Source organism: Actinopolymorpha cephalotaxi (assembly GCF_013408535.1).
Taxonomy (GTDB): domain Bacteria; phylum Actinomycetota; class Actinomycetes; order Propionibacteriales; family Actinopolymorphaceae; genus Actinopolymorpha; species Actinopolymorpha cephalotaxi.
In genome coordinates, this window is the sequence record NZ_JACBZA010000001.1 from 3,184,398 (window position 1) to 3,206,630 (window position 22,233).

Here is a 22,233-nt window from a genome sequence, read left to right on the forward strand (position 1 = left end):
CATCCGGACGGGCGTCGCGGCGTTACCTCGGCCCCTGTCGCTTCTCGGCTCCGCCGCCGGGGAACGCCACCAGGTCGGCGATCTCGACCGGGGCTCCGGTCGCGAACGAACGGTTGGCGGCCGCGCCGACGAGCATCGCGTACGCCCCGTCGACATGCGTCGCGGCGCGGCCCAGCGGGTCGGCCTCGGCGTCACCGAGCAGGTCGTTCAGCAGCCGCCGGTCGCCACCCCCGTGGCCGCCGCTGCCCTCCTCGACCTCGACCCGGCGGGGCACGTCCCACAGCGGGCGCAGCGTCAGCCGGGCCGCGTCGATCGGTGTGGCCGGCGGCCTGTCCGCGTTCTGCTCGGGGTTCGTGGGGTCGGTGTCGTCCGCGCTGCCGGCACCCGGCTTGTTCGGATCCTGCGCGGCGCCGCTGACGTAGGAGCGCTCCTCCACGTCGAGCTCGAGCCGGCCCTTGGTGCCGTTGAACATGACGCGGTAGCCCTCCCACGGCGAGTACGCCGTGAGGTGGTAGGTGAGGGTCGCGCCGGAGCGGTACTTCACCAGCACCGCCATGTCGTCCTCGATGCTGATGCCGTCGGTGAAGACGCTGCGGTCGCGGATGTAGCCGTCCTCGTGCTCGGCGTCGAGGTAGAGCGCGCGCAGCGTCGGTTCGCCGGCGAGGTCGATCGCCCAGGGGTCCGACTCCAGGCCGGGGCTGCCGTGGCTGCGGTAGGGGCGGGGCGCCTCGCCGCGCTGCTCGGCGTTGTCGCGGCCGTAGAACCGCAGGTCGCCGAAGCCGAAGACGGTCCGCGGTGTCTCGCCCAGCCACCAGTTGACCAGGTCGAAGTGGTGGCTGGCCTTGTGGATCATCAGCCCGCCGGAGTTGCGCTTGTCGCGGTGCCAGCGGCGGAAGTAGTCCGCCCCGTGCCTGGTGTCCAGCACCCACTCGAAGTGGACGGACAGGACGTCGCCGATCGCGCCGGACTGGATGATCTCCTTGACCGCGGAGTTGCGCGGCGCGTAGCGGTAGTTGAACGAGACGGTCAGCTTCCGGCCGGTGCGCGCCTGGGTGTCAAGGATGCGTTGACACTTGTCGGCGTCGGTGGTCAACGGCTTCTCGCTGATGACGTCGCAGCCGTTCTCCATGGCGGTGACGATGTAGTGGTCGTGCGTACGGTCCATCGACGTCACGATCACCACGTCCACGCGTTGCTCGGCGAGCATCGAGACGAACTCGTCCGGACGGTACGTCGGGATCGGCTGGGTGCCGTGGGCATCGGCGAACGACTTGTTGTGGTAGCTCATCCGCGTCTCGTTCGGGTCACACAAGGCGACCAGTTCGCCCCGGTCCCGGTACTCGGTGAGCAGTGCCGTGGTGAACATCCGCGAGCGCGACCCGAGCCCGACCACGGCATATCTGGTCCGCGCTCCACCGGACCCGGCCACGGCGGCGGTTCCGGCGGCGACGGCGCTCTCCTGGGTGGACGGCTGCTCCGTGGTCATCGAGACTCCCTCTCGGCGGTCTGCACCTGCACCTGCACTGCAACTGCACCTGCACCTGCGCGCCGAACCGCTCTGTTCGGCGACCTACAGTGCCTTCTGCTCTGCGATCTGTTGTGCGAAGTGCCGGCGAACAGTTGCAAAACTGCCCTGCGAACCGCTGGGCAATCTGTCCTGCGAACCGTCCTCCGACCTGCCCTGCGAACTGCCGGCGATCCACACCAGCCGAACGGCGCTCCCTCCAACCCGGGCACGTCCTCCGTGGCTGGAGCGTCCGGGCAGGCGGGTAAGCGCTTGCTCGGAACGTAGACCACCGTAACCGAGGGTGGCAAGGCAAGGTCGGCCGCCGGACATGCGGAGTCCGGACTCTGCCGCCCGCTCGCCAATAGCGCATGATCGGCGGCGCAGACCCTAAACTTGCGCCGTGAGCCAGCTTCCCGAACCCACCGGCCCGAGCCACCTGCGGGCTTCGGACTCCGACCGGCAGCGTGTCGCCGAAGTGCTCCGCGACGCCGCCGGGGAGGGCCGCCTCACCCTGGAAGAACTCGACGAGCGACTTGAGGGCGTCTACGCGGCCAAGACCTACGCCGAGCTCGAACGCTTCACCAGCGACCTGCCCGGCGTGGGGTCGACGGTCGAGCACCCGCCACGGGCGGCCACCGCCCCCGCTGGGCCGGACTCGCGGATCACCGGTGGGGCGGCCGGCCAGTCGTTCTCGATCGCGGTGCTGTCGGGGGCCACCCGCCGCGGCGCCTGGCTGGTGCCGCCCGCCTACACCGCGTTCGCGATGATGGGTGGCGTCCAGCTCGACCTGCGCGAGGCGCGCTTCACCCAGCAGGAGACGACGATCCGCGCCTTCGCGGTGATGGGCGGCATCGAGATCGTGGTCCCCGACGACGTCTCCGTGACCATCGACGGCGTGGGGATCATGGGCGGCTTCGACGGCACCTCCCAGCACTCCGACCCGCAGGACGGCAGGCCGATCGTCCGTGTCACCGGGTTCGCGTTCTGGGGCGGGATCGACGTGAAGCAGAAGCCCCGCGAGGATGGCGGCACGCAGCGCGCCGAGGTCGAGTCGGCCTAGGTCGCGTTCCGCAGCGGACGCCCAACCCCGCCCGTACTGCGTCGATGCGGGTGTCCCGACCTGCGCGTTCAGCGTCAGTGCGGGGGGGGCTGCGCCAGTGTGGTGTTCCTGACTCGCATGTTCGGCGTTCAGTGCGGGTGTCCCGCCCGCGCGTACTGCGTCAGGCCGTGGATGCCGCGTCGTCGCGGAACTTGTCCAGCCAGGCCCGCTCGGGATCGGCCAGCCGGCGGGCGTGGCCGGCCTTCGCGTCGTAGGCGGCGAGCACACTGCGCGCCTCGGCGTGGACCAGATCGTTGGTCCGGACCTCGTAGCGCAGCGAGCAGGACGAGTTCCGGATGTCGGTCACCCAGGTCTCCACCACGATCGGCTCGGGCCCGAACACCAGCGGGCGCCGGTAGTCGATCTCGTGCCGGACGACGACCAACTCCCCCTCGAACGTGCTCACCCCGGCGGTCCGCGCGCCCTCGAAGAACATCGCGACCCGCGCCTCCTCCAGGTAGCGGAGGTAGACCACGTTGTTCACATGTCCGTACGCGTCCATGTCGGACCAGCGCATCGGGCAGCGGAAGACGAAACGACTCACGGTGGCGATCCTCTCAGGCCGCCCGCGGCCCGGGTCGCCCTGGTCCGCGCCGGGTGTCTGCCCCGCGCCCGTCATCGGGGCGTCGAAGCCGGACCGCTGTGCCGAAGACGCGCAACGGGTGGCTCGAGCGACGCTCGAGCCACCCCGCTGCTGCCGTGGGTCGTACGGGCCGTACTTACTTCTGCAGGACCGCCTGCACCGAGAGCTGGACGGCGATCTCGTTGCCGATCAGGAACTTCTCGCCACCGAGCGGGACGTTGGCGTCGACGCCGAAGTCCTTGCGGTTGATGGTCGTGGTGGCGTCGAATCCCGCGCGGGTGTTGCCGTAGGCGTCGTCCTCGACCCCCAGGAACTCGCCGACCAACTCGACCTGCTTGGTGACGTCCTTGACGGTGAGGTCGCCGACCAGGACGAACCCGTCCGCGTGCGGCCGTACGCCGGTGGACACGAAGGTCATCGCCGGGAACTTCTCGATGTCGAAGAAGTCACCGGAGCGGACGTGGTCATCGCGCTGCTGGTTTCCGGTGTCGATCGAGGCCAGCTGGACCTGCACGTTGACCTTGGACGCGGCCGCGTCGCCGGCGACCTCGAGGGTCCCCTCGAAGTCGCGGAACGAACCACGCACCTTGGTCATGAGGTGACGGACAGTGAAGCCGACCTCGGAGTGAACCGGGTCGATCGTCCAGGTTCCCGTGGTCAACTCGGTCGGGGTCGTCAGGGTGCTCATAGATAGCCCTCCACAGCAGTATGTTGAAGATTCAACCTTCCTACGACCGCCATGGTGCCAGGTCTTTGGTTGAACTGTCAACCACCCAGTATGCTGAGCGCATGGGATCAACGAAGTGGCTCAGCGCTGAGCAGCAGCGAGCCTGGCGCGCCTACCTCCTCGGAAGCGCGCAGTTGATGGAGCGCATCGACCGTGATCTTCGGGCCTTGGGGCTGTCGATGCCGGAGTACGAGATCTTGGTTCGGCTGTCGGAGTCACCTGGCCGCACTCTTCGGATGGCCGAACTCGCCCAGTCGGTGCATCACTCCCGAAGCCGGCTCACCCACACCGTCGCCCGGATGGAGGCGGCCGGCATGGTCGAGCGGGAGGCCTGCCCGTCGGACCGGCGAGGTGTCCTGGCCAGGCTCACGGACAAGGGGTACGCCCAGCTGGTGGAGACGGCCCCTTCCCATGTGGCGGGTGTGCGCGACGGGCTCATCGACCTGGTGAGCGAAGAGGACCTGGCCGCGCTCGGCCGGGTGTTCGCCGCGGTGAGCGCCCGCAACACGGCTGCGTTGGCGGGTAGGCAGGTCGACCGCGTGGGTGAGGTCGTGACGGTATGCCCGGGCGAGGAAGACGACAACGGGGTGGCAGATGCCAATGCATCTGCCACCCCGGAGACGTCGACTACCGGCTGAGCCCGACCTACCTTCGGTCGGCGCGCCTGCGATGACGTCAGGGTCGCGGCCGGTCGTCACCGGTCAGTGACTTCCGGCCGCCTGTCCGCTCAGTCGCGGGTGAGCCGGCGGTAGGTGACCCGGTGCGGACGAGCCGCCTCGGGGCCGAGCCGCTCGACCTTGTTCGCCTCGTAGTCGGCGAAGTTTCCTTCGAACCAGAACCACTTCCCGGGGTTCTCGTCCGTACCCTCCCAGGCGAGGATGTGCGTCGCCACCCGGTCGAGGAACCACCGGTCGTGGGACGTCACGACCGCACAGCCGGGGAACTCCAGCAGCGCGTTCTCCAGCGACTGGAGCGTTTCGACGTCCAGGTCGTTGGTGGGCTCGTCGAGCAGGAGCATGTTGCCGCCCTGCTTGAGCGTCAGCGCGAGGTTGAGCCGGTTGCGCTCTCCGCCGGAGAGGATCCCGGCCCGCTTCTGCTGGTCCGGGCCCTTGAAGCCGAAGGACGCGACGTAGGCGCGGCTCGGCATCTCGAAGCTGGCCACCCGAATCCAGTCCAGGCCGTCCGAGACGGTCTCCCACACGTTCTTCTCTGCCGGAAGCTTGCCCCGGGTCTGGTCGACGTAGGAGATGCTGACCGTCTCCCCCACCCGCAGTTCGCCGGCGTCGGCCTTCTCCTCCCCCACGATCATGCGGAAGAGGGTCGTCTTGCCGACACCGTTGGGGCCGATCACACCGACGATGCCGGCCCTGGGAAGCGAGAACGACAGGTCGTCGATGAGTACGCGGTCGCCGAACCCCTTCTTGAGTCCGTGCGCGTCGAGGACGACATTGCCGAGGCGTGGGCCCGCCGGGATCTGGATTTCCTCGAAGTCGATCTTCTTCACGCGCTCGGCTTCCGCCGCCAGCTCCTCGTACCGCTGCAGACGAGCGCGGTTCTTCGCCTGCCGGGCCCTGGGGTTGGCGCGTACCCACTCCAGTTCCTGCTCGAGGATCCGCTTGCGCTTGGCGTCCTTGCGGCCTTCCACGCCCAGCCGCTGCTGCTTGGTCTCAAGGTAGGTCGTGTAGTTGCCTTCGTACGGGTGCGCCTTGCCCCGGTCGAGCTCAAGGATCCAGCCCGCGACGTTGTCGAGGAAGTACCGGTCGTGCGTGACGGCCAGCACGGTGCCGGGGTAGGCGGCCAGGTGCTGCTCCAGCCACTGGACGCTCTCGGCGTCGAGGTGGTTGGTGGGCTCGTCGAGCAGCAGCAGGTCGGGCTGGGACAGCAGCAGCTTGCAGAGCGCGACCCGGCGCCGCTCCCCACCGGACAGGCGGGTGACCTCGGATTCACCGGGCGGACAGCGCAGTGCGTCCATCGCCATGTCCAGCCGGGAGTCGAGGTCCCAGGCGTCGCGGTGGTCGAGCTGGGTCTGCAGCTCCCCCATCTCCGCGAGGAGCGTGTCGTAGTCGGCGTCGGGATCGGCGAGCTCGGCGGAGATCTCGTTGAAGCGATCGAGCGCCTGCTTGGTCTCGGCTACCCCCTCCTGGACGTTCTCCAGGACGGTCTTGTCCTCGGTCAGGGGCGGCTCCTGAAGCAGGATGCCCACGGACGAACCGGGCGCGAGCAGCACGTCACCGTTGGAGACCTGCTCCATCCCCGCCATGATCTTGAGCAGAGTGGACTTACCCGTGCCGTTGGGACCAACCACACCGATCTTCACGCCGGGCAGGAAGGAAAGCGTCACGTCGTTGAGGACGACCTTGTCGCCGAGCGACTTGCGGACGCCCCGCATCGTGTAGATGTACTCCGGCACGCGATTCCACCTCGGGGTCGGGGGCAAACGAGACAACTACCATCCTGCAACACGGGCGCCGTGGGGGTGCTGCCGGGCGGCGTCCGGGGGCACGTCCGCGGTGGGGGTGGGTTACACCGCGGCCGAGGCCGCCGCCCGGCAGCTGGAGAGGCGGGCGCTCAGGGAAGCCCGCGCACTCTCCTGGCGGGCTTGTCAGGCAGCCCGCCGATCGGCGTCGTCCGAGGTGGCGGCATCGGCCAGGGGGCTTCGGCCGCTGCCGCGCCGGCGCGTGGGCATCGCGCCGTCCTCGGGATGATCGACGCCGACATCTGTGTGCCCGTCCGGGCTGTCGGTGTCGCCTGGTGTCGCTTCCTCGCCGGCCAGGTCGGAGCCGTCGGAGCCGTCGGAGCCGTCGGCGGCTTCGCCGGTGTCCCAGCTCCTGGCCAGTTCCTCGGCCAGCGAGGTGTCGGAGGTGACCTCACGCTGCTCACGACGGGTGCGCCGGAAGGCCGACGTTCCCCGTGACAGATCGTGACCGAGCGCCTGGGCCTCGACCTCGACGGTCGTACCCGCCTTCCCGTCACGCTCCCAGTTCTCCACTCGGAGCCGGCCGAAGACAACCACGGGGTCGCCCTTGTGGAGACTGCCGGCGACGTTCTCGGCAAGGGTGCGCCAGCAGACGACCGTGACGTACGTCGTATGGCCATCGACCCAGCCGCCCTGGTTGCGGTCGTAGCGCCGCGGGGTCGATGCGAGCCGGAAGGACACGAGCGACGTGCCGCGATCTGAGCGGACGAAGCGCAGCTCGGTGGCGACGTTGCCGGCGATGGTGATCATCGTCTCGTTCATGTGGCGACCCTTCTTCGTGATCCGTGGTCACCACTTTGGCCCGGATCGCCAGCGGGTCGGCCTGCCCGAATCTCGCCTGTGGACAAAGCCGCCGAACCGCCACCTGTGGACAGAAACCTGGCACGCCGGAGGCGGGTACTAGTCTGTCCGCGTCCGGCATGGCCACTACGCTCTTGTCGCGACGAAGCAGAACGCGGTCATTCCAGACGTGGACCAGCGCCCGTAGCTCAGCGGATAGAGCACCGGACTTCTAATCCGATGGTCGGAGGTTCGAATCCTCCCGGGCGCACCCGCTCTGACCTGCGAATACGCAGCTTCAAGACCTCTCGACACCGAGCGCTGGGTGCGGAACGGGGTGCGAAAGTGCCTTAGACTGCGGGAATGGCCAGAAGCGGGAGGCGTCGCCAACGCCACCGGGGCGAGATCGAGGAGCGCCCGTCGGGCAATCTCAGGGTCAAGGTCTACGTCGGCACCGATCCCCTGACGAAACGCCGCCGCTACCTCACTGAATCGATTCCGGCCGGGCCGCGTGCGTACGAGCAAGCCGAGAAGGCGCTCACACGCTTGCAGAACCAGGTGGACGAGCAGCGCCACCCGCGGACGTCGGCGACGGTCAACCAGCTCATCGACAAGTGGCTCACCGACGTAGTCGACGTGGCCACGAGCACCAGGACGACGTACGAGGGCAACATCCGCAAGCACATCCGCCCGATCCTTGGTCCTCTACAGGTCGGTCGCGTCAACGCCGAGGTCATCGACTCCTTCTACGCAGAGCTGCGGCGCTGCAGAGACCACTGCAACGGGCGGCGACGCACCGAGCACCGCACAGACCGACCCCACGAGTGCGACGCCCGCTGCGGAAAGCACAAGTGCCGGGGCCTGGCGCCGTCGAGCAGGCGGCAGATCCACTGGATCCTCAGCGGCATGTTCACCGCAGCGATGCGCTGGCGTTGGATCGCCGTGAACCCCATCGACCAGACCGAAGCGCCCGCCCAGCCGGCGCCCAACCCCACACCTCCCTCGACCGAGGAAGCCGCTCGCCTCGTAGAGGAAGCATGGAACCGGGATCCAGACTGGGGCACCTTCGTCTGGCTCGCCATGGCACTCGGCGCCCGTCGCGGGGAGCTGTGCGCTCTGCGCTGGTCCGACATCGACCTCACCAACGGTCTGGTGTTCCTCCAGCGCGCGCTGACCCGGGACCTGGCCGGCGAACTGGTCGAGAAGTCGACCAAGACGCATCAACATCGGCGCGTGGTGCTCGACCCCGAAACGGTCGAAGTGCTGGCCGAACACCGCACCAGGTGCCAGGCGCACGCACAACTGGTCGGCGAACCGCTAGCCGGTGACGGCTATGTCTTCTCCCCCGAGCCAGGCGGATGTACGCCGCCGGCGCCGGCCTCCATAAGCCAGCGGTACGAACGCATGGCCGCCAGCCTCCGCATCCGCACGACGCTGCACAAGCTCCGCCACTACTCCGCGACCGAGCTGATCGCCGCCGGCGTCGACGTCAGGACCATCGCCGGCCGACTCGGCCACGGCGGCGGAGGAGCCACCACTCTGCGCGTCTACGCCGCATGGGTCTCCGAAGCCGACCAACGGGCTGCCAAGTCGCTGGCCGGAAGGATGCCCCCACGTCCGCGGCGTCGAGCCAATACAGACCTCGGCGTGAATCTTCCGGCACCGCCATCGGCATGAGCCCGGACGAGCGCAGGGCACACGGGGTGGGCCTTCCGTACTTCCGAAGGCCATTGACAGCTTTGGTGCGTACTGAGAGCACTTTCATCGCGCTCGACGCTTCCTCCGGCCAGGCCTTCACACATCAGTGGTTCGCGTACAACCACCTAATGCGCATCGGGTATGTCCTCGGCGCTACCTATGCGACCGCTTGCTGACATCCTACGGTCGCTCCTGCAGCCCGCCATCGCGGCGGCACCCATGACTGCGGGCGGGGGCGGATGGGTTTCAATCCCTGCATGGATCGAAGCCGCTGACGCATAGAATCCATCAGTAGGTCGCCCAAACCTTTAGTGCAGTGACGCGCAAGGAGGACAGCGATGATGGCTCTGGTTACTGCACTCGCCTCGTCAGGATTCTTCGCGAACGCAGACCTGGTCACCGCGTACGTCGCGATTGGGACCGCCGCCTCAACCGGTCTTTGGGGAATCAAGAAATACGCCGACGCCCGCAACGACAGCCGACGGCAGGAACTGGAGTTGGCGGAGCGCGAGTTGGAGCAACGCAGGAACGAGGCGTTGCACGCACGTCAACAGCGTGCCGCCGAGCTCATCAAGGCCGTAGGCGAGACGACGGACCCGACCGCCCGTCGATGGGTAATGAGCGCGCTCTCGTTGTACCCCGAAGAGGCGCTCGACCTGCTGCTCACCGCCCTCGGCGAAGCGTCGTCGCAGGAGGCCTCGGCGATCAAGCTGTCAGTGATCACGCTGGGCCGCACCGCTCTCGACAAGACCGTCCACTACAACCGGGTAGCCGCCCAGATCTGTGCCATCGGTGACGAGCCGGCGGGATCAGCCAACTCGACGGCAGACGCCCGACGCGCCGACGTCGCAGCGGCATCGCGGATGCGCGACCGCACCAGGGAGATCCTGCTGCACCTGTTGCTGCAGATCGATGAGGATCAACGCGCGAACGCCGACCTTGTCGAAGCTGACCTGACGAGCGTCAACCTCGCTCACGCTCGGCTCACGAGGACTAGGTTCCGCAAGGCCGTACTGGACAGGGCGATCTTCTCAAGGGCCGCACTGGGGCACGCCAACCTGCGAGGTGCGAGCCTGGAAGGCACGGTCTTCACGAAGGCCACGCTGACCTCCGCCGACCTGACCGGAGCACGTGGCGCGATCCATGCCATCGGCGCGGACTGCGCCAACGCCTGCTTCGACCATGCCCAGCTCGCACAGTCCCATCTGGACGGTGCCCGCCTCCAAGGCGCGTCGTTCAAGCGCGCTGTGCTGAGCGGTGCGTCCCTGGCGGGTGCACGGCTCAGTGGAGTGACCCTGGAAAATACTCAGCTCATCCGAGCGAACCTTCAGCACGTGTCCGCGACCAGTCACCTCACCGCGACAAGCGCCAATCTCAGCTATGCCAACCTTTCGGGTGCACGCATTCCTCACAGCACGTTCGACGGATCAGCGCTGGTGAGAATCACCGCGCACTACATCGACGCCTCCGGGGCGAAACTCACCAACACCGACCTGAATGGAGCCGATCTAACTCAGTCGCACCTACCTGAAAGCGAGCTGCGGGACTGCCTGATCGGCGGGGCCGTGATGCGGCAGATCAACCTCGAGGGTGCAACAATCGCAAACTGCAGACTCGCCTCAACGGACCTTTCCAGTGCCCACCTGGCGCACACCACCTTTGATGCCTGCACCTTCGTCGGCAAGGTCGATTTCAGAGGGGCTGACCTGACCGCGACCGCGTTCAAGCGGTGCATTTTCCAGAAGGGCGCAGCTCTGCTGGTCGACAACGACAGCTGGAAGGGCGCCACATTCGATGAGACGGCTCGTGACGCGTTCCAGATCACACACGAAGCATCGAAGCCAGTCGAGCAAGAGTAGGCCTTCGCCCACCATTCGTCATAGTTAGCGAGTCCCACGTCGGGGCACGGTGACACTAAAGTAATCGAACTGGAATAGGGATCTGGTTAAGGTGCGAAAATACGATGCACCCAGCTGGGATGTACTCAGCAGTCGACTCGCTGGCATTTCCATCAGTCCATCAGGCGCAGCCGCTCTTGAACACGCGATCAGTCAGGCCGAGCGACTCCTAGGTCCGACATGGCCGCGCCGCCAGTACGAGGCCAAAGGATGGTGGCCGGCCGAGTTCAATCTGCTTGGCTGCAACTCTCTAGTGCTGCCCAGGTTTCTTGCACTGGTAATGCAGTTGGAGGCTGCAGCAGAGGAGCCGACCTTCAAGACCGTCCTGCAGGGACTGAAGCGAGGCGTGACGAGCGACGGGTGGCGCCACACGCTACTGCAACTCGAAGTTGGTCGTGCACTTCGGGAGCCCGAGACCGTTATCCAGTACGAACCTAAAATTACCGGAAGTGCAAACCGGTCAGACCTGATAATCACGCACCCTGGTAGGCGACAGTTCATGGTTGAGACTACAACCCTAGGCCGCGGCGACACGGACCTAGAGTGGGAAGCTTACGAACACCGGATCCGAGAGGTCGTCACCGCGCTCGAAATCCGCTGTAACGTGCAAATAACACTAGAGCTAGTCACGCACGCCAACCAAGTAGAAACGGCGGAGTGGCTGGAAGCAATTGCCCTTTCGGCCCGTTCCGGCAACGCTACCGATGCTCGCATCGTTCAGTCCTCGGTAGGGACGGCACAAGTTCTGCCGCCCGGATATCCAAGCCCTCAGCGGACCTTCACTGGCGCCCGAATAGCCCGGAACGGTTGGCACCGCTTCGGGCGTGTCTTACAGGCAAAGGTGCGCCAGAGCGCAGGTCCTGCGCCGGTCTGGCTGCGCATCGACGCATTAGATGGGCTCTTCCAGTTCACTGATTGGGCCAAGCTGGAACATGCTGAGCGAGTGGGCGAACTCGCGGCCGGAGTCCGCGACAACCTGGGCGACATCCGGCATCTAGCGGGAATCGTTGTCTCATCCGGGTTGGCAGTGGCCCTGGGTTCGACAGACCACACAGCCGAGAACCGTACCGCGCTCACGCCGGACGGCTACGGGATCAGGCGCCTTGTCAACGCGCACACGGTGCGCGAGACGATCATTCTCGCGCTCCACGACGACGCGATCTCCGAACGAGATTGGTGGGCCGCGGCGTACTCGGCGGAGCCTGATTGGCTCCGCCGAGATCTCGCCGAGCGCGGGTTCCCGCAACTAGAAACCTTCTATTCGAGGGAGAACGACGGCCAGTGATCGGCAAGGTGAAATCGCTACTTACGCCGTTCGGCGATGATGACACCTGGCTCGACGACCGTCACGGCCACCGCGACATCGGCACCTATGGCCACGGGCTGATCTGAGCCTCCCGCAACTTCTCGTCCACGTAGGACAACGAACCGAGGATCCAACAGCTCAACTTGTAGCCCACGGCAAGCTCCCTGACCGCACCGAACCGCAGAGGTTAGTAGGTCCTCGCCTCAATCGATGGCCTCGGTCCGCTGCGGGTTGAGCTTGCCTCCCAGGTCAGCGAACATATTGCAACCTCCCGCTATGACCCGTGGGTTCGTCCTTAAAACCTTCCACAGACACCCACCTTGAGTCCCGCCACTTGCTCCCAGGCCCCGTGTCCTGAGACTTCCCACGGCCCCGATTGCGGCCCTTGTCAGTCACGGGTTAAGCCCCAGATTCTGGAGGACCATAGGTTTGACTCAACTTCTCACCTCACCGGATACGATGGGCCGACAGGAAGCTCGGCAGTTGGTCGATCGTGACGAAGTCGTGAACGCGGTCGTCGATGTAAGCTGCGGGGCCCAACTCGCGAGTCACGAACAATCCCCGTACCACGAATGGCCACGCCTCCGGCACACCGAGTTGAGTTGCGACTGTTGCGGGATTTGCGGCGATATCCTCAACCTTGTCCATCAGCTTCGCCAAGTGCCCCCTAGGACGGAGGTACTTGTCGAGCTCACTGCGGATGCGGCGCGGCGCGAATGGGATCGCTAGGTCCTTTGCTTCCAGAACCCAAATGGTCATCGTCTGTGGCGTGACCACCACAGCATCGATCTCTGTGCGCACAGGCACACCAAGCACTCCAGAGGGCTGACCACGTTGGCTTTGCTTAACAGCCGTCACGTAGGCGAACCCCGTTGCGGCGAGGGTCCTTGCCAGATCAGCCTCGAACCCAGCAACAGGGCGCACGCGCTGTCTGCGCTGGTCGAGCGCTCTCCGTAGCTCTGTGTCCTGCCATGACAACCGTTCAGGCCAGGTGCCTTCAAGAACACGTGCCAGCAGCACTACGCGCGCGAGCCTAGGTGCGTTCCGAGGGACCATAAGTGACCGGTCAGAGAGTTCGAGAATGGGTCGGCTGTATAGCCGACCAAACGATTCCCGATACTCGAACACCTGGAGTGGCGACCTTTGAAGGAGATCTTGGGTCCAAATCATGTGCTTGCATGCCTCGGCCGCTCCGTGGGGGGAAGCGTCTGGCACGAACTTCTCAACGTTGGCCCTAACGCTGGAATCTAGGTCCTCGCGACAGGAGAACCTGCACCCGTGCACGCTATCATCGTCTGCGCCGCTGACCTGGCTGAGGAACTCCTGCGCTGCGATGAGATCGATGAATCCATACTCGCGGTCCGCTTTTAGCGCTGCATCGATATCACCCAATTCGTCAGGAAGCCCCGTTCCGCTCTTGAGCGATCGAACCAGAGCTTGAGCAACGGCGTAGTCGGTAGCTCCTCTGCTGAGATCCCAGTCGGCCATCCGCCTGACGTAGGCGTTGTCAAACTGGGACGCCCGAAAAGGGAGCCGGTCTCGGACTTGGATGTCGAAGGTGCCTCGCTTGGTCAGTCGCGCTCGCCCTACAGTCACGAGTTGGGCTGCGACTCGGTCGGCCACTGGCCGCAACCGCACTAGCTCGTGCGCCAAGATCGCGAGTGCCTCGCGGTCTCGCGAGCTCGGATCCTGTCGACCGCCGTGAACCGGCTGCCGAGCAGCCAGCTCTAGGAGCAGGCTGTACACGGCTTCGCTGTCCGTGTACCGCTGCGCTTCCCGGGCCGCTCTTACCGATCTATTGGTGGCGGCGAGCGCGTCGAACCGCAGATCGATGCAGCGTGCCATCGCCCCTGCTGCCCAATGGATGATTTCAGGAGGGTTCAGTTCCGCTAGGCGGCGCCGTATGTCCAGTTCTACGGCGTCCGCTATACCGGCGATGATCCCGTTGGTGGCTGGACCGTCCCAGGGGCCGCGTCCTACACCGGAGTCACGCAGGGACACTCTCAGGGATTCGTAGACCTGGTCTCGCGAGCTTGGAGAGCGTGACCTTCGAGGCATGCTCAAATGATGGTGGATACGCGCGCTGTCGTGAAGTCGACGAGCCCCGCGCTGCACGAGGAAGAGGCCGTCTCTAGGGCGTGTCCTGCGGATCTTGGGTGATCGTTCGGTCACGATGTGTGGATGGTTGGACGGGGTGAGGTTACTGACCGGGCGTGGGCGCGTACTGAGCCGTTGCTGCCGGACGCTGGAACGCCTGGTGGCAGGTGGCGTGACCATCGGCAGGTGGTCAACGCCATCTTGTGGAAGCTGCGTACCGGGGCGCCGTGGCGTGACCTGCCAGAACGCTACGGGTCATGGAAGACAGCCCATGAGCGGTTAAGGAAATGGACCGCGGACGGCACCTGGGACACGCTGATGAGCGAGGTCGTCACCAAAGACGACTCGATCGGTGAGGTCGAGTAGGTGATCAGTGTGGACTCCACCTACATCCGGGCACACCAGCATGCCGCTGGGGCCCGGAAAAAGGGGGCTGCGCGGACTGGATCGAAGACCTCGCCGTGCCCGGAGAGGCCCTGGGCAGGTCCAGGGGCGGGCTGACCAGCAAGCTGCACCTGGCCGTCGACGCAGCCGGGCTGCCGGTCAGCGTGATCCTCACCCCGGGTCCGGCGGGTGACAACCCTCAACTGCTGCCGCTGCTGGATGAGATCGCGGACCTGCGGACTGACGGGGTGCGGGTGCAGGTCGGGCGAGTGCTGGCCGACAAGGCCTACTCCCATCCCTCTACAAGCCTTACGGCGCAGGCGAATCAAGGTCACCATCCCCGAGCGGGCCGACCAGATCCAACGCCGCAAACAACGCGGCCGAGCCGGCGGGCGCCCACCAGCGTTCGACGCCGAGATCTACCAGAACCGCAACGTGGTCGAACGCTGCTTCAACCGCCTCAAGCGGTTCCGCGGCCTGGCCACCCGCTACGCCAAAAGAGCCGCCTACTACCGCTCCGAAGTCCTCATCGCCTGCCTCATCCTCCTCCTCCGATGAAGATCCGCAGGACACGCCCTAGTCGAGAAGTCGACCAAGACGCATCAACATCGGCGCGTGGTGCTCGACCCCGAAACGGTCGAAGTGCTGGCCGAACACCGCACCAGGTGCCAGGCGCACGCACAACTGGTCGGCGAACCGCTAGCCGGTGACGGCTATGTCTTCTCCCCCGAGCCAGGCGGATGTACGCCGCCGGCGCCGGCCTCCATAAGCCAGCGGTACGAACGCATGGCCGCCAGCCTCCGCATCCGCACGACGCTGCACAAGCTCCGCCACTACTCCGCGACCGAGCTGATCGCCGCCGGCGTCGACGTCAGGACCATCGCCGGCCGACTCGGCCACGGCGGCGGAGGAGCCACCACTCTGCGCGTCTACGCCGCATGGGTCTCCGAAGCCGACCAACGGGCTGCCAAGTCGCTGGCCGGAAGGATGCCCCCGCGGCCCCGACGACGAAGCGCTATGGACCTCGACGCACCTGCGCCCATACCGCCGTCAGCGTAAGCCGCGCACCGGACCGGATGGCCCGATGCGCGGCTTAGTACTTCCGAACGCTGATGACATCCACCGAAGCGGTGACCGCAGGGTCAGGACCCATTCTGCTTCTGGTTAGCCTCGATCAGCTTCTGCGCCCGCTCCAGAGCATCATCGACCGTAGACCTGTTGTATGCCACCTGCTCCCAAGCTCGAGCCATCTGCTCTGAGAAGTAGGGTGCTGCTGCGTCCTTGGGGTAGATCGCACGGCCGAGCTCGGCGCCCTTGGTCACGAGCTTCATCGCGTCTGCCATCGGGTTGCCCTCGTAGCCGTTCTTGTTGCGGATCTGCGCCTGTGTCTCGATGAGCTTGTCGCCCCAGGCTTGTGCCTGCTCCGGCCGGACGTACCCGTTCGTCGTCGGACCGAGCAAGTCGCCGTGCTCCCAGACCGTGTACTTCACGAAGTCGAAGGCAAGCTGCGGGTTGTCAGCTCCACGAGGGATCGCGAGCACCCATGCCACCGGTGCCAGAGCGGCCCACTCGCTGGTCTTTCCGTGCGGGGTTGGTGGCGCCGCCAGCTTCCACACGACGTCGTAGCAGGTGTCCATCTGCGCACCCGACCAGTAGGCGTCGAGGCTGAACAGAACCTTCCCGGTGAGGATGTAGGCCTTCGGCGAGCAGTTCCATACCGTCTGGTCGCCACTGATGAACTTCGTGTACTTCTGGATTCCGCCGTAGAAGTCGGCCAGGCGCTTGTTGAAACGGAAGTAGTCCTTCACGCAAGGGTCGTCAGCGTGGAACTTGTTCGTCGCCTGGTCATACGCAACCTGTCGGCCGCAGTACAGATTGACCCAGGTCAGGCCGGTATCCACCGGAAGGCCGATGCGTTGGACGTTCCCCTTCGCGTCGAACTTCGTTACCTTCTTCGTTGCTGTCCACAGCTCGTCCCAGGTCTTGGGCATGCGGTTCGGATCTACACCCGCCGCCTGCACGAGCTTCGGAACGTAAAGAATCGTCCCGGTCGTAGGGTTGCTCGCGCCCGGCAGACCATACCAGTGTCCGTCATAGCGCACGTAGTCCGCGAGGGGCTTGAGGAAATAGTCGGGCTTGATACCTGCAGCTTCGTAGTACTTGTCGAGGTTTTCGACCGCACCGCGCTTGACGAGTTGCGGAAGTTGCCCATGGACGCCGATCAGGTCGGGCGGGTTGCCCGCATTTACCGCGAGCAGAGTCTTGGTAACCTCAGCATTGTCGTCGGCGACCTTGACTTCCTTTATCTTCAGCTTCGGGAACTTCTTCTGCCAGAGAGGGTGGTAAATGCGATACCACGAGGAGATAGTGCTCTTCTCCTTGAGGGAGGCCGGTGTGAGCCCGGCGAAGATGCCCGCGTTGGTCATCGCTGTCAGGTCGTTGCTCTCACTCTTTGCCTGCTGCGACGGAGCACAATTGGCAAGCAACGAGAGCAGGGCGAGGAGCCCGGCCAGGAGAAGGAGGTGCAACCGGCGCATGGGACGGACCTTCTTTCTGCTTAACCCCTGAGGCCGGACAACTTGATTCCGGCGAGGAGCATGCGCTGTGCAAAGAAGAACAGGACCACCAAGGGAGTCGTTACCAGTGCGGTGAAGGCGACAATCGCACCGATGTCCGGCGCTCCCCTCAGTTGAACGAACTGGAAGACCGCCAGTGACAGTGTGTACCTTCCCGAATCGGTAAGGTAGATCAGCGGCCCGAAGAAGTCGTTGTATGTGTTTATGAAGACGAAGATCGCGCCCACGGTAAGCGCCGGCTTCAGCAGCGGAAGCATGATGCGCCAGTAGATCGTGAACTCGTTGGCACCGTCGATCTTTGCCGCCTCCGTCAGCTCCGACGGAATTCCTAGCATGAACTGACGGAAGAGGAAGATGGTGAACGGGTCGCCGAACAGGTATGGCCAGGTCAAGGGTCTGAAAGTTCCGAGCCATCCGAGCCACTTGAACAGTACGTACTGCGGAATCAATGTGGCCCACGTTGGCAGGATCATCGTCGCGATGAGGATGCCGAAGAGCACATTCCTTCCGGTGAACCTGATGCGGGAGAACCCGTACGCGACCAGCGACGAAGAAACCAGGGTGGCTACGACGCTGAAGCCACTGATATAGAGGGTGTTGAGCGTGTAATCGCCCAGGTTGACATCGGTGTAGCCGGCGAGGGACCGGAAGTTGGCCAGCGTCCAGGCGGTCGGCCACCATACAGGGGGTGTCTGCAGGAGAGTGCTGCTTGGCTTGAAGATGCCGGTAGCGAGCCAGTAGACAGGGAACAGGAACGGCACGGCGGCGGCCACCAGAAGTGCATACATTCCGGCCCGCATGAGCGCTCCAGGCCGTCTCCCTGGGGCGGGCGCCGGCGGGAGTGGTTGCTGAGGAACAGCCGCCAGAGTGCTCGCGTCATCAGGCCTGGTGATCATAGTAGAAGACCCACCGCCTTCCGGTTCGGAAGAGAACCGCCGCGAGGATGATCACGACCAGGGTGAGAAGCAGGCTCATAGCCGCCCCGTAGCCGAGGCGGAAGTTCTGGAAGATCTGGGTGTAGAGGTACAGCGAGTAGAAGAGGGTGGAATCTGCCGGCCCACCTGGGGCGTGGGAGCCGCCGAGGCTGGAGGGTGCGGCCGAGACTACGAGGGCCTGAGTGAAGTAGCTGAAGGCCCAGATGGTGCCAAGCACGAGATTGAAGAAGATCGCGGGCGTCAGTAGGGGAAGGGTGATGTAACAGAACTTCCGGAAGGCGCTGGCGCCGTCGATCGATGCAGCCTCGTAGAGCTCGGCTGGAATGTCCTGAAGACCAGCCAGAAAGATGATCATCGAGGGTCCTACCTGCCAGAGTTGCAGGAGGAGAAGTGTCGGTTTGGCCCAGCTCGGATCCGAGAACCAGCCTGGGCTCCCCAAGCCAAGTCCACCCAGGATGCTGTTGATGGCACCACCGGCTGGGTTGAACAGCCAGAGGAACAGAACTGACCCCCCGACGAACGGAACCATCGCCGGAAGGTAAAAGACTGTCCGGAAGATTCCGAGTCCACGGACTCGGCGGTTCAGCAGAAGCGCCAGAAGTACGCCAACCACGATTGACGTCGGCACACTGGTGACGACCCACCAGAGGGTGTTCGTCACCGACGGCCAGAACTGTGGGTCGGCCGTAAAGAGGGTGCTGAAGTTCTGTATACCAATCCAGTGTGGCGGAAAGTTCAGTCCATCGAAGTCAGTGAACGCGTAGTACGCGGTCATGAAGAACGGATATGCCTGCAGCACGACCAGGCCGACCAGCCACGGAGAGATGAAGAGCAACCCGTTCCGCAGGTTCCGTCGGGCTGTGGCATGGCGTCGTGGGCGTTGACCGAGACGGCGGCTGGTTCGGTCGTCAGTTCCCATGGCCACTCCTTGGCGCATTGCCAAACTCTTGATTGGTGGAGGTGACTTTTAACGGGTGAAAGTTGGGCCTCAACGTAGTCCGGGCACGGGGCGCTGGCAAGAGCCCGGGTGACCACTTTTGCGTGGCCCCGCTCGCCTCGCGCCAGGGCCCCAGCGAGGCCTGTGCACAGCACAACCAGCACCTGTGCCAGCTATGCAGCAGCAGGCGAGGCCCGCCGTCACCGCGACGCGGGGCAGTCCTCACCGCCCCTTCGCTGAAACCAGCCGCACGATCTTGACGACCCCCGAAGCCGGGAGTTTGATACAACCACTCAGTAAGACGCCTCTCCACTGAGTGGAAGGAGGACGGCGATGCCTGCCAGCACGGACATCGCGGTCGTCGGAGGCGGCATCATCGGGCTTTCCGCTGCCTACGAGCTCGCAAAGGCGACCTCGGCGCGGATCGTCGTCTTCGACAAGTCGACACCCGCGTCCGGCACCACGGGAGGGTCTGCGGGTGTCCTGTGCCTGTGCGACTTCCACGACATCTACGCGGCCTACACACTCCTGGGTGACGCACGGGTGCGGGAGCTCAGACGTAGCTACGACATCGGCTTCCATCCCTGGGGGTCCTTGGCGGTCTACTACGAGGGCAACACCTTTCCTCCTCCGCAGGATCCCTTCGCGACCAGATTCGGCCCAGACAGGCCGGACAGCCTGTACCACCGCGAGGTCCTCGACGGTGACGAGTTGCTTCGCCGCTTCCCTTGGATCAAACCGGACCGGGTGCTCGGCGGTGCGGTCTATCCGAATCACGGCTTTGTCAATCCCTACCGCCTCGTCGACCTCTACGAGCGACTCGCCGTCGACACAGGACAGGTCGAGGTCCTACATGGCACACCGGTACTCCAGTTGCGAACGGACGGAGACCGGATAGCCACGGTTGTGACCCGCCGCGGCGCATGGAACGTGGGAGAAGTTCTCAACGCCGGCGGACCTTGGGGCGCGAAGGTGGCGGCTCTGGCTGGGCGGAAGCTCGCGTTGACCCCCCAACGTATCCAGGTCTGCGTTGCGACCGCCTTCGATGACGGCATCGAGAGCGGACCGCTCACCGGGGTACCCGAGCAGGTCAGGGGTGAAGGAGTCTGGTGCCGCGGAGAGGAGGGTGGAACGTTCCTGTTCGGCCAGCACCACCACATGACCAAGCCCGGCTTCACCGTCGACCCTGACAGCGCCAACCGGGTGAACGACGACGACTATCCCATGGATGTCGCCGACGTCTACCGCCGCTACTGGCATCTGCCGAAGAGCGAGTTCCTGAACGGCTGGAGCTGTGTGTACGGGACGACAGAGGACGGCTTCCCGATCGTCTCCCGCGACGGAGAGGTCAGGAACCTTTTGCACGCCGTGGGCATGAACGGCCACGGCATCACCTGCCACGCGGGTGTGGCCCGGACCATCCGTGCACTCATGGTCGAGGGGCGAGGCGACATCGACCTCTCAGATGTACTCGGACGCCCCGAACGAATCGACATCACTCCACTCGACGCCGGCCGGTTCGAGCGTGGAGAGCTCATCGCGTTCAATGACAGACCCGTAGCCCCGGACCTTGAACGGGCAGTTCCCGCAGCATCACCGGAGGACTGAGATGCCAACGCTGAGACCAGAGCAGTGCGAACGATTCCGCGAGGATGGCTTCCTCGTCTACGGGCCTCTTCTTTCCTCGGAGGAGGTCGCGGCGCTGGGCGATCGGGTCGACGCCTTGGCGTCGGCCGAAGGCGATGCGGCCAAGGTCGCCGTCCGGATGGAAACGGCGGCGGCGACCCTGGAGGGTGTTTCCCGTCGCGACAAGGTCTGGCAGTTGATGATGGCGGCGCAGGCCGACGAGCTCATCGCGTCGATCGCGCAGCACCCGCAGATCCTGGATGTCATACGGCAACTGATGCAGACCGAGGACGTTCGCTACCTACAGGACCAAGTGCTGATGAAGCCTGCCTTCCACGGGTCGCACGTCTCGTGGCACCAGGACAGTGGCTACTGGACCAACGTCGAACCATGGATCGACCCGCCCGCGATTGTCACCTGCTGGGTCGCGATAGACAACGTCACAGAGGACAACGGCTGCGTGCGGATGGTGCCTGGATCCCACAAGGGTGGCGTCCTACCCCACGAGCCTGGAGGTGACCACCTGCTGCACGTACAGGGCGTCGACCTCACATCTGCCGTTCCAGTCATCCTGCCCCCTGGAGGTGTGAGCTTCCACCACAGCTGCACCGTCCACGGCAGCGCGCCCAACACCACCCCGCATCGTCGGCGAGGCCTCGCACTGACGTACGTCCGGGGTGACGCGAAGGTCACCGACCGGCAGACCACCTAGCTCCGAAGGCACCCACCGCCGCTGGTGTTCGGTGCTCATCCGTAGCCTGGGCCCGAAATTCCTTTCGCTGAGTAGAAGCAGAGGAGACATTAGTGGCAAAAGTTGCGGACTCTCGCGAAGATCGCGGGCTTCAGGGTGTCGACCGGGTGGTCCGACTGATCGAGGTCCTGGCTGCTGGGCCGGCGCCGCTGTCCCGGGTCGCGTCGGAGGCGGGTCTGAGTGATGCGACCACCTTCCGCTATCTCGGGAGCCTCGTTTCTCACGGGCTCCTCGAGCGTGACCCGGTGAGCCGTCAGTACCGCATCGGGCTTCGGATGTTCATGCTCGGGCGCGCCGCGATCGGGACGCGGGACTTCATGGGAGCCGCTACAGCAGTCATGGCCCGGCTGGTCCAGGATTTGGACGAGACGGTGAATCTCGGCGCGCGCGCTGGCGACGACCTTGTCATCGTCCACGCCCTTGAGAGCTCACAGCAAATCCGGAAGGGCGCCAGTATCGGAGACACGGACAACTGGCATGCTTCGGGACTCGGTAAGGCTATTCTCAGTACCCTGGCAGGGACCGACGCCGAGAAGATCCTGGCCGAACGCGAGCTGGTAGAGCTCACCCATCGCACTCTGACCGCGGTCGACGACCTCCGCCGGGAACTCGCCAGGATCCGCGAACGCGGCTATGCGGTCGATGACGAGGAATCGGTCGAAGGACTTCGTTGCGTTGCCGTACCCATCCGTGATGCGAGCGGAACTGCGCGCTACGCGATAAGCGTCAGTGCCCCCAGCTACCGCCTCCCCCACCACCGGGTTCATGAGACCGGCCTGGCCCTCCAAGCTCAGGCTCAGCTCCTGGAAGCCCTTCTCGACTACCAGCCAGCTCAACACGAGACGAGGTGAGC

Annotated in this window: 17 protein-coding genes, 1 tRNA gene and 2 pseudogenes; 11 read left to right on the top strand and 9 right to left on the bottom strand. The window is 65.1% G+C overall.

Translation table 11 applies throughout. The features are described 5' to 3' along the window. Positions 1-22: 22 nt before the first annotated feature. Positions 23-1,486: a Gfo/Idh/MocA family oxidoreductase gene (locus FHR37_RS14075; protein WP_092883443.1), complete on the bottom strand. Its 1,464-nt coding sequence runs from the start codon at positions 1,484-1,486 to the stop codon at positions 23-25. 421 nt (positions 1,487-1,907) lie between these two features. Between FHR37_RS14075 and FHR37_RS14080 the strand changes: the two genes are divergently transcribed. Next, positions 1,908-2,567 carry a DUF1707 SHOCT-like domain-containing protein gene (locus tag FHR37_RS14080; RefSeq protein ID WP_092883444.1) on the top strand — a complete coding sequence of 220 codons (660 nt, stop codon included), beginning with the start codon at positions 1,908-1,910 and terminating at the stop codon, positions 2,565-2,567. 160 nt (positions 2,568-2,727) lie between these two features. Here FHR37_RS14080 and FHR37_RS14085 read toward each other — a convergent pair whose 3' ends face one another. After that, the gene (locus FHR37_RS14085) at positions 2,728-3,150 is read right to left on the bottom strand and encodes an acyl-CoA thioesterase (RefSeq protein ID WP_092883527.1); all 423 of its coding nucleotides are present in this window, start codon (positions 3,148-3,150) and stop codon (positions 2,728-2,730) included. A gap of 175 nt (positions 3,151-3,325) precedes the next feature. Continuing rightward, the gene (locus FHR37_RS14090; RefSeq protein WP_092883445.1) at positions 3,326-3,877 is read right to left on the bottom strand and encodes a YceI family protein; all 552 of its coding nucleotides are present in this window, start codon (positions 3,875-3,877) and stop codon (positions 3,326-3,328) included. Between the two features lie 101 nt (positions 3,878-3,978). On the opposite strand from FHR37_RS14090, the gene FHR37_RS14095 reads away from it, so the two are divergent. Beyond that, complete coding sequence (locus tag FHR37_RS14095) at positions 3,979-4,554, top strand: MarR family winged helix-turn-helix transcriptional regulator (RefSeq protein ID WP_092883446.1); 576 nt, start codon at positions 3,979-3,981, stop codon at positions 4,552-4,554. A gap of 89 nt (positions 4,555-4,643) precedes the next feature. Here the strand turns inward: FHR37_RS14095 and ettA are convergent, their stop codons facing one another. After that, a complete protein-coding gene (gene ettA, locus FHR37_RS14100) occupies positions 4,644-6,326 on the bottom strand; it encodes an energy-dependent translational throttle protein EttA (protein WP_092883447.1) in 1,683 nt (560 codons plus the stop codon). A 192-nt stretch (positions 6,327-6,518) separates the two neighbouring features. Further along, positions 6,519-7,154: a single-stranded DNA-binding protein gene (gene ssb, locus FHR37_RS14105; protein ID WP_092883448.1), complete on the bottom strand. Its 636-nt coding sequence runs from the start codon at positions 7,152-7,154 to the stop codon at positions 6,519-6,521. Between the two features lie 216 nt (positions 7,155-7,370). Here ssb and FHR37_RS14110 point away from each other — a divergent pair. The 4 genes from FHR37_RS14110 (at position 7,371) to FHR37_RS14125 (ending at position 12,053) form a co-directional block, all read left to right on the top strand. Beyond that, positions 7,371-7,443, top strand: a tRNA-Arg gene (locus tag FHR37_RS14110). A gap of 92 nt (positions 7,444-7,535) precedes the next feature. Beyond that, positions 7,536-8,849, top strand: a complete 1,314-nt coding sequence (locus FHR37_RS14115) for a tyrosine-type recombinase/integrase (protein ID WP_179771003.1) — start codon at positions 7,536-7,538, stop codon at positions 8,847-8,849. A gap of 359 nt (positions 8,850-9,208) precedes the next feature. Continuing rightward, complete coding sequence (locus tag FHR37_RS14120; RefSeq protein WP_092890804.1) at positions 9,209-10,729, top strand: pentapeptide repeat-containing protein; 1,521 nt, start codon at positions 9,209-9,211, stop codon at positions 10,727-10,729. A 91-nt stretch (positions 10,730-10,820) separates the two neighbouring features. Next, positions 10,821-12,053 (top strand): hypothetical protein, encoded by a 1,233-nt coding sequence (locus FHR37_RS14125; RefSeq protein ID WP_139239276.1) that lies wholly within the window; start codon positions 10,821-10,823, stop codon positions 12,051-12,053. 468 nt (positions 12,054-12,521) lie between these two features. Here FHR37_RS14125 and FHR37_RS14130 read toward each other — a convergent pair whose 3' ends face one another. Further along, a complete protein-coding gene (locus tag FHR37_RS14130; RefSeq protein ID WP_139239277.1) occupies positions 12,522-13,562 on the bottom strand; it encodes a hypothetical protein in 1,041 nt (346 codons plus the stop codon). Between the two features lie 693 nt (positions 13,563-14,255). Between FHR37_RS14130 and FHR37_RS32470 the strand changes: the two are divergent. Both FHR37_RS32470 and FHR37_RS14140 read left to right on the top strand, forming a co-directional pair. After that, positions 14,256-15,113 (top strand): annotated as a pseudogene (locus tag FHR37_RS32470) (IS5 family transposase). A 21-nt stretch (positions 15,114-15,134) separates the two neighbouring features. Continuing rightward, positions 15,135-15,614: pseudogene (locus FHR37_RS14140) on the top strand (tyrosine-type recombinase/integrase); the annotation flags it as partial. Positions 15,615-15,697: 83 nt separating this feature from the next. Here FHR37_RS14140 and FHR37_RS14145 read toward each other — a convergent pair. From FHR37_RS14145 to FHR37_RS14155, 3 genes are all read right to left on the bottom strand, one after another. Further along, complete coding sequence (locus tag FHR37_RS14145) at positions 15,698-17,092, bottom strand: extracellular solute-binding protein (protein WP_092883450.1); 1,395 nt, start codon at positions 17,090-17,092, stop codon at positions 15,698-15,700. A gap of 20 nt (positions 17,093-17,112) precedes the next feature. Beyond that, positions 17,113-17,904, bottom strand: a complete 792-nt coding sequence (locus FHR37_RS14150; protein WP_175542508.1) for a carbohydrate ABC transporter permease — start codon at positions 17,902-17,904, stop codon at positions 17,113-17,115. A 106-nt stretch (positions 17,905-18,010) separates the two neighbouring features. After that, positions 18,011-18,985: a carbohydrate ABC transporter permease gene (locus FHR37_RS14155; protein WP_175542509.1), complete on the bottom strand. Its 975-nt coding sequence runs from the start codon at positions 18,983-18,985 to the stop codon at positions 18,011-18,013. 351 nt (positions 18,986-19,336) lie between these two features. On the opposite strand from FHR37_RS14155, the gene FHR37_RS14160 reads away from it, so the two are divergent. The 3 genes from FHR37_RS14160 (at position 19,337) to FHR37_RS33125 (ending at position 22,231) form a co-directional block, all read left to right on the top strand. Then, on the top strand, positions 19,337-20,611 hold the full coding sequence (locus FHR37_RS14160) for an NAD(P)/FAD-dependent oxidoreductase (RefSeq protein ID WP_092883453.1): 1,275 nt from the start codon (positions 19,337-19,339) through the stop codon (positions 20,609-20,611). A 1-nt stretch (position 20,612) separates the two neighbouring features. After that, positions 20,613-21,341: a phytanoyl-CoA dioxygenase family protein gene (locus FHR37_RS14165; RefSeq protein WP_092883454.1), complete on the top strand. Its 729-nt coding sequence runs from the start codon at positions 20,613-20,615 to the stop codon at positions 21,339-21,341. A gap of 92 nt (positions 21,342-21,433) precedes the next feature. Next, complete coding sequence (locus tag FHR37_RS33125; RefSeq protein ID WP_092883455.1) at positions 21,434-22,231, top strand: IclR family transcriptional regulator; 798 nt, start codon at positions 21,434-21,436, stop codon at positions 22,229-22,231. Positions 22,232-22,233 lie beyond the last annotated feature (2 nt).

What these genes read in the sequence shown, in the direction of transcription:
- FHR37_RS14155 (WP_175542509.1), bottom strand. Translation starts at nt 18,985, where the DNA reads ATGGGAACTGACGACCGAACCAGCCGCCGTCTCGGTCAACGCCCACGA.
- ssb (WP_092883448.1), bottom strand. Translation starts at nt 7,154, where the DNA reads ATGAACGAGACGATGATCACCATCGCCGGCAACGTCGCCACCGAGCTG.
- FHR37_RS14165 (WP_092883454.1), top strand. Translation starts at nt 20,613, where the DNA reads ATGCCAACGCTGAGACCAGAGCAGTGCGAACGATTCCGCGAGGATGGC.
- FHR37_RS14075 (WP_092883443.1), bottom strand. Translation starts at nt 1,486, where the DNA reads ATGACCACGGAGCAGCCGTCCACCCAGGAGAGCGCCGTCGCCGCCGGA.
- FHR37_RS14095 (WP_092883446.1), top strand. Translation starts at nt 3,979, where the DNA reads ATGGGATCAACGAAGTGGCTCAGCGCTGAGCAGCAGCGAGCCTGGCGC.
- FHR37_RS14145 (WP_092883450.1), bottom strand. Translation starts at nt 17,092, where the DNA reads ATGCGCCGGTTGCACCTCCTTCTCCTGGCCGGGCTCCTCGCCCTGCTC.
- FHR37_RS14090 (WP_092883445.1), bottom strand. Translation starts at nt 3,877, where the DNA reads ATGAGCACCCTGACGACCCCGACCGAGTTGACCACGGGAACCTGGACG.
- FHR37_RS14130 (WP_139239277.1), bottom strand. Translation starts at nt 13,562, where the DNA reads ATGGCCGACTGGGATCTCAGCAGAGGAGCTACCGACTACGCCGTTGCT.
- FHR37_RS14160 (WP_092883453.1), top strand. Translation starts at nt 19,337, where the DNA reads ATGCCTGCCAGCACGGACATCGCGGTCGTCGGAGGCGGCATCATCGGG.
- FHR37_RS14120 (WP_092890804.1), top strand. Translation starts at nt 9,209, where the DNA reads ATGATGGCTCTGGTTACTGCACTCGCCTCGTCAGGATTCTTCGCGAAC.
- FHR37_RS14115 (WP_179771003.1), top strand. Translation starts at nt 7,536, where the DNA reads ATGGCCAGAAGCGGGAGGCGTCGCCAACGCCACCGGGGCGAGATCGAG.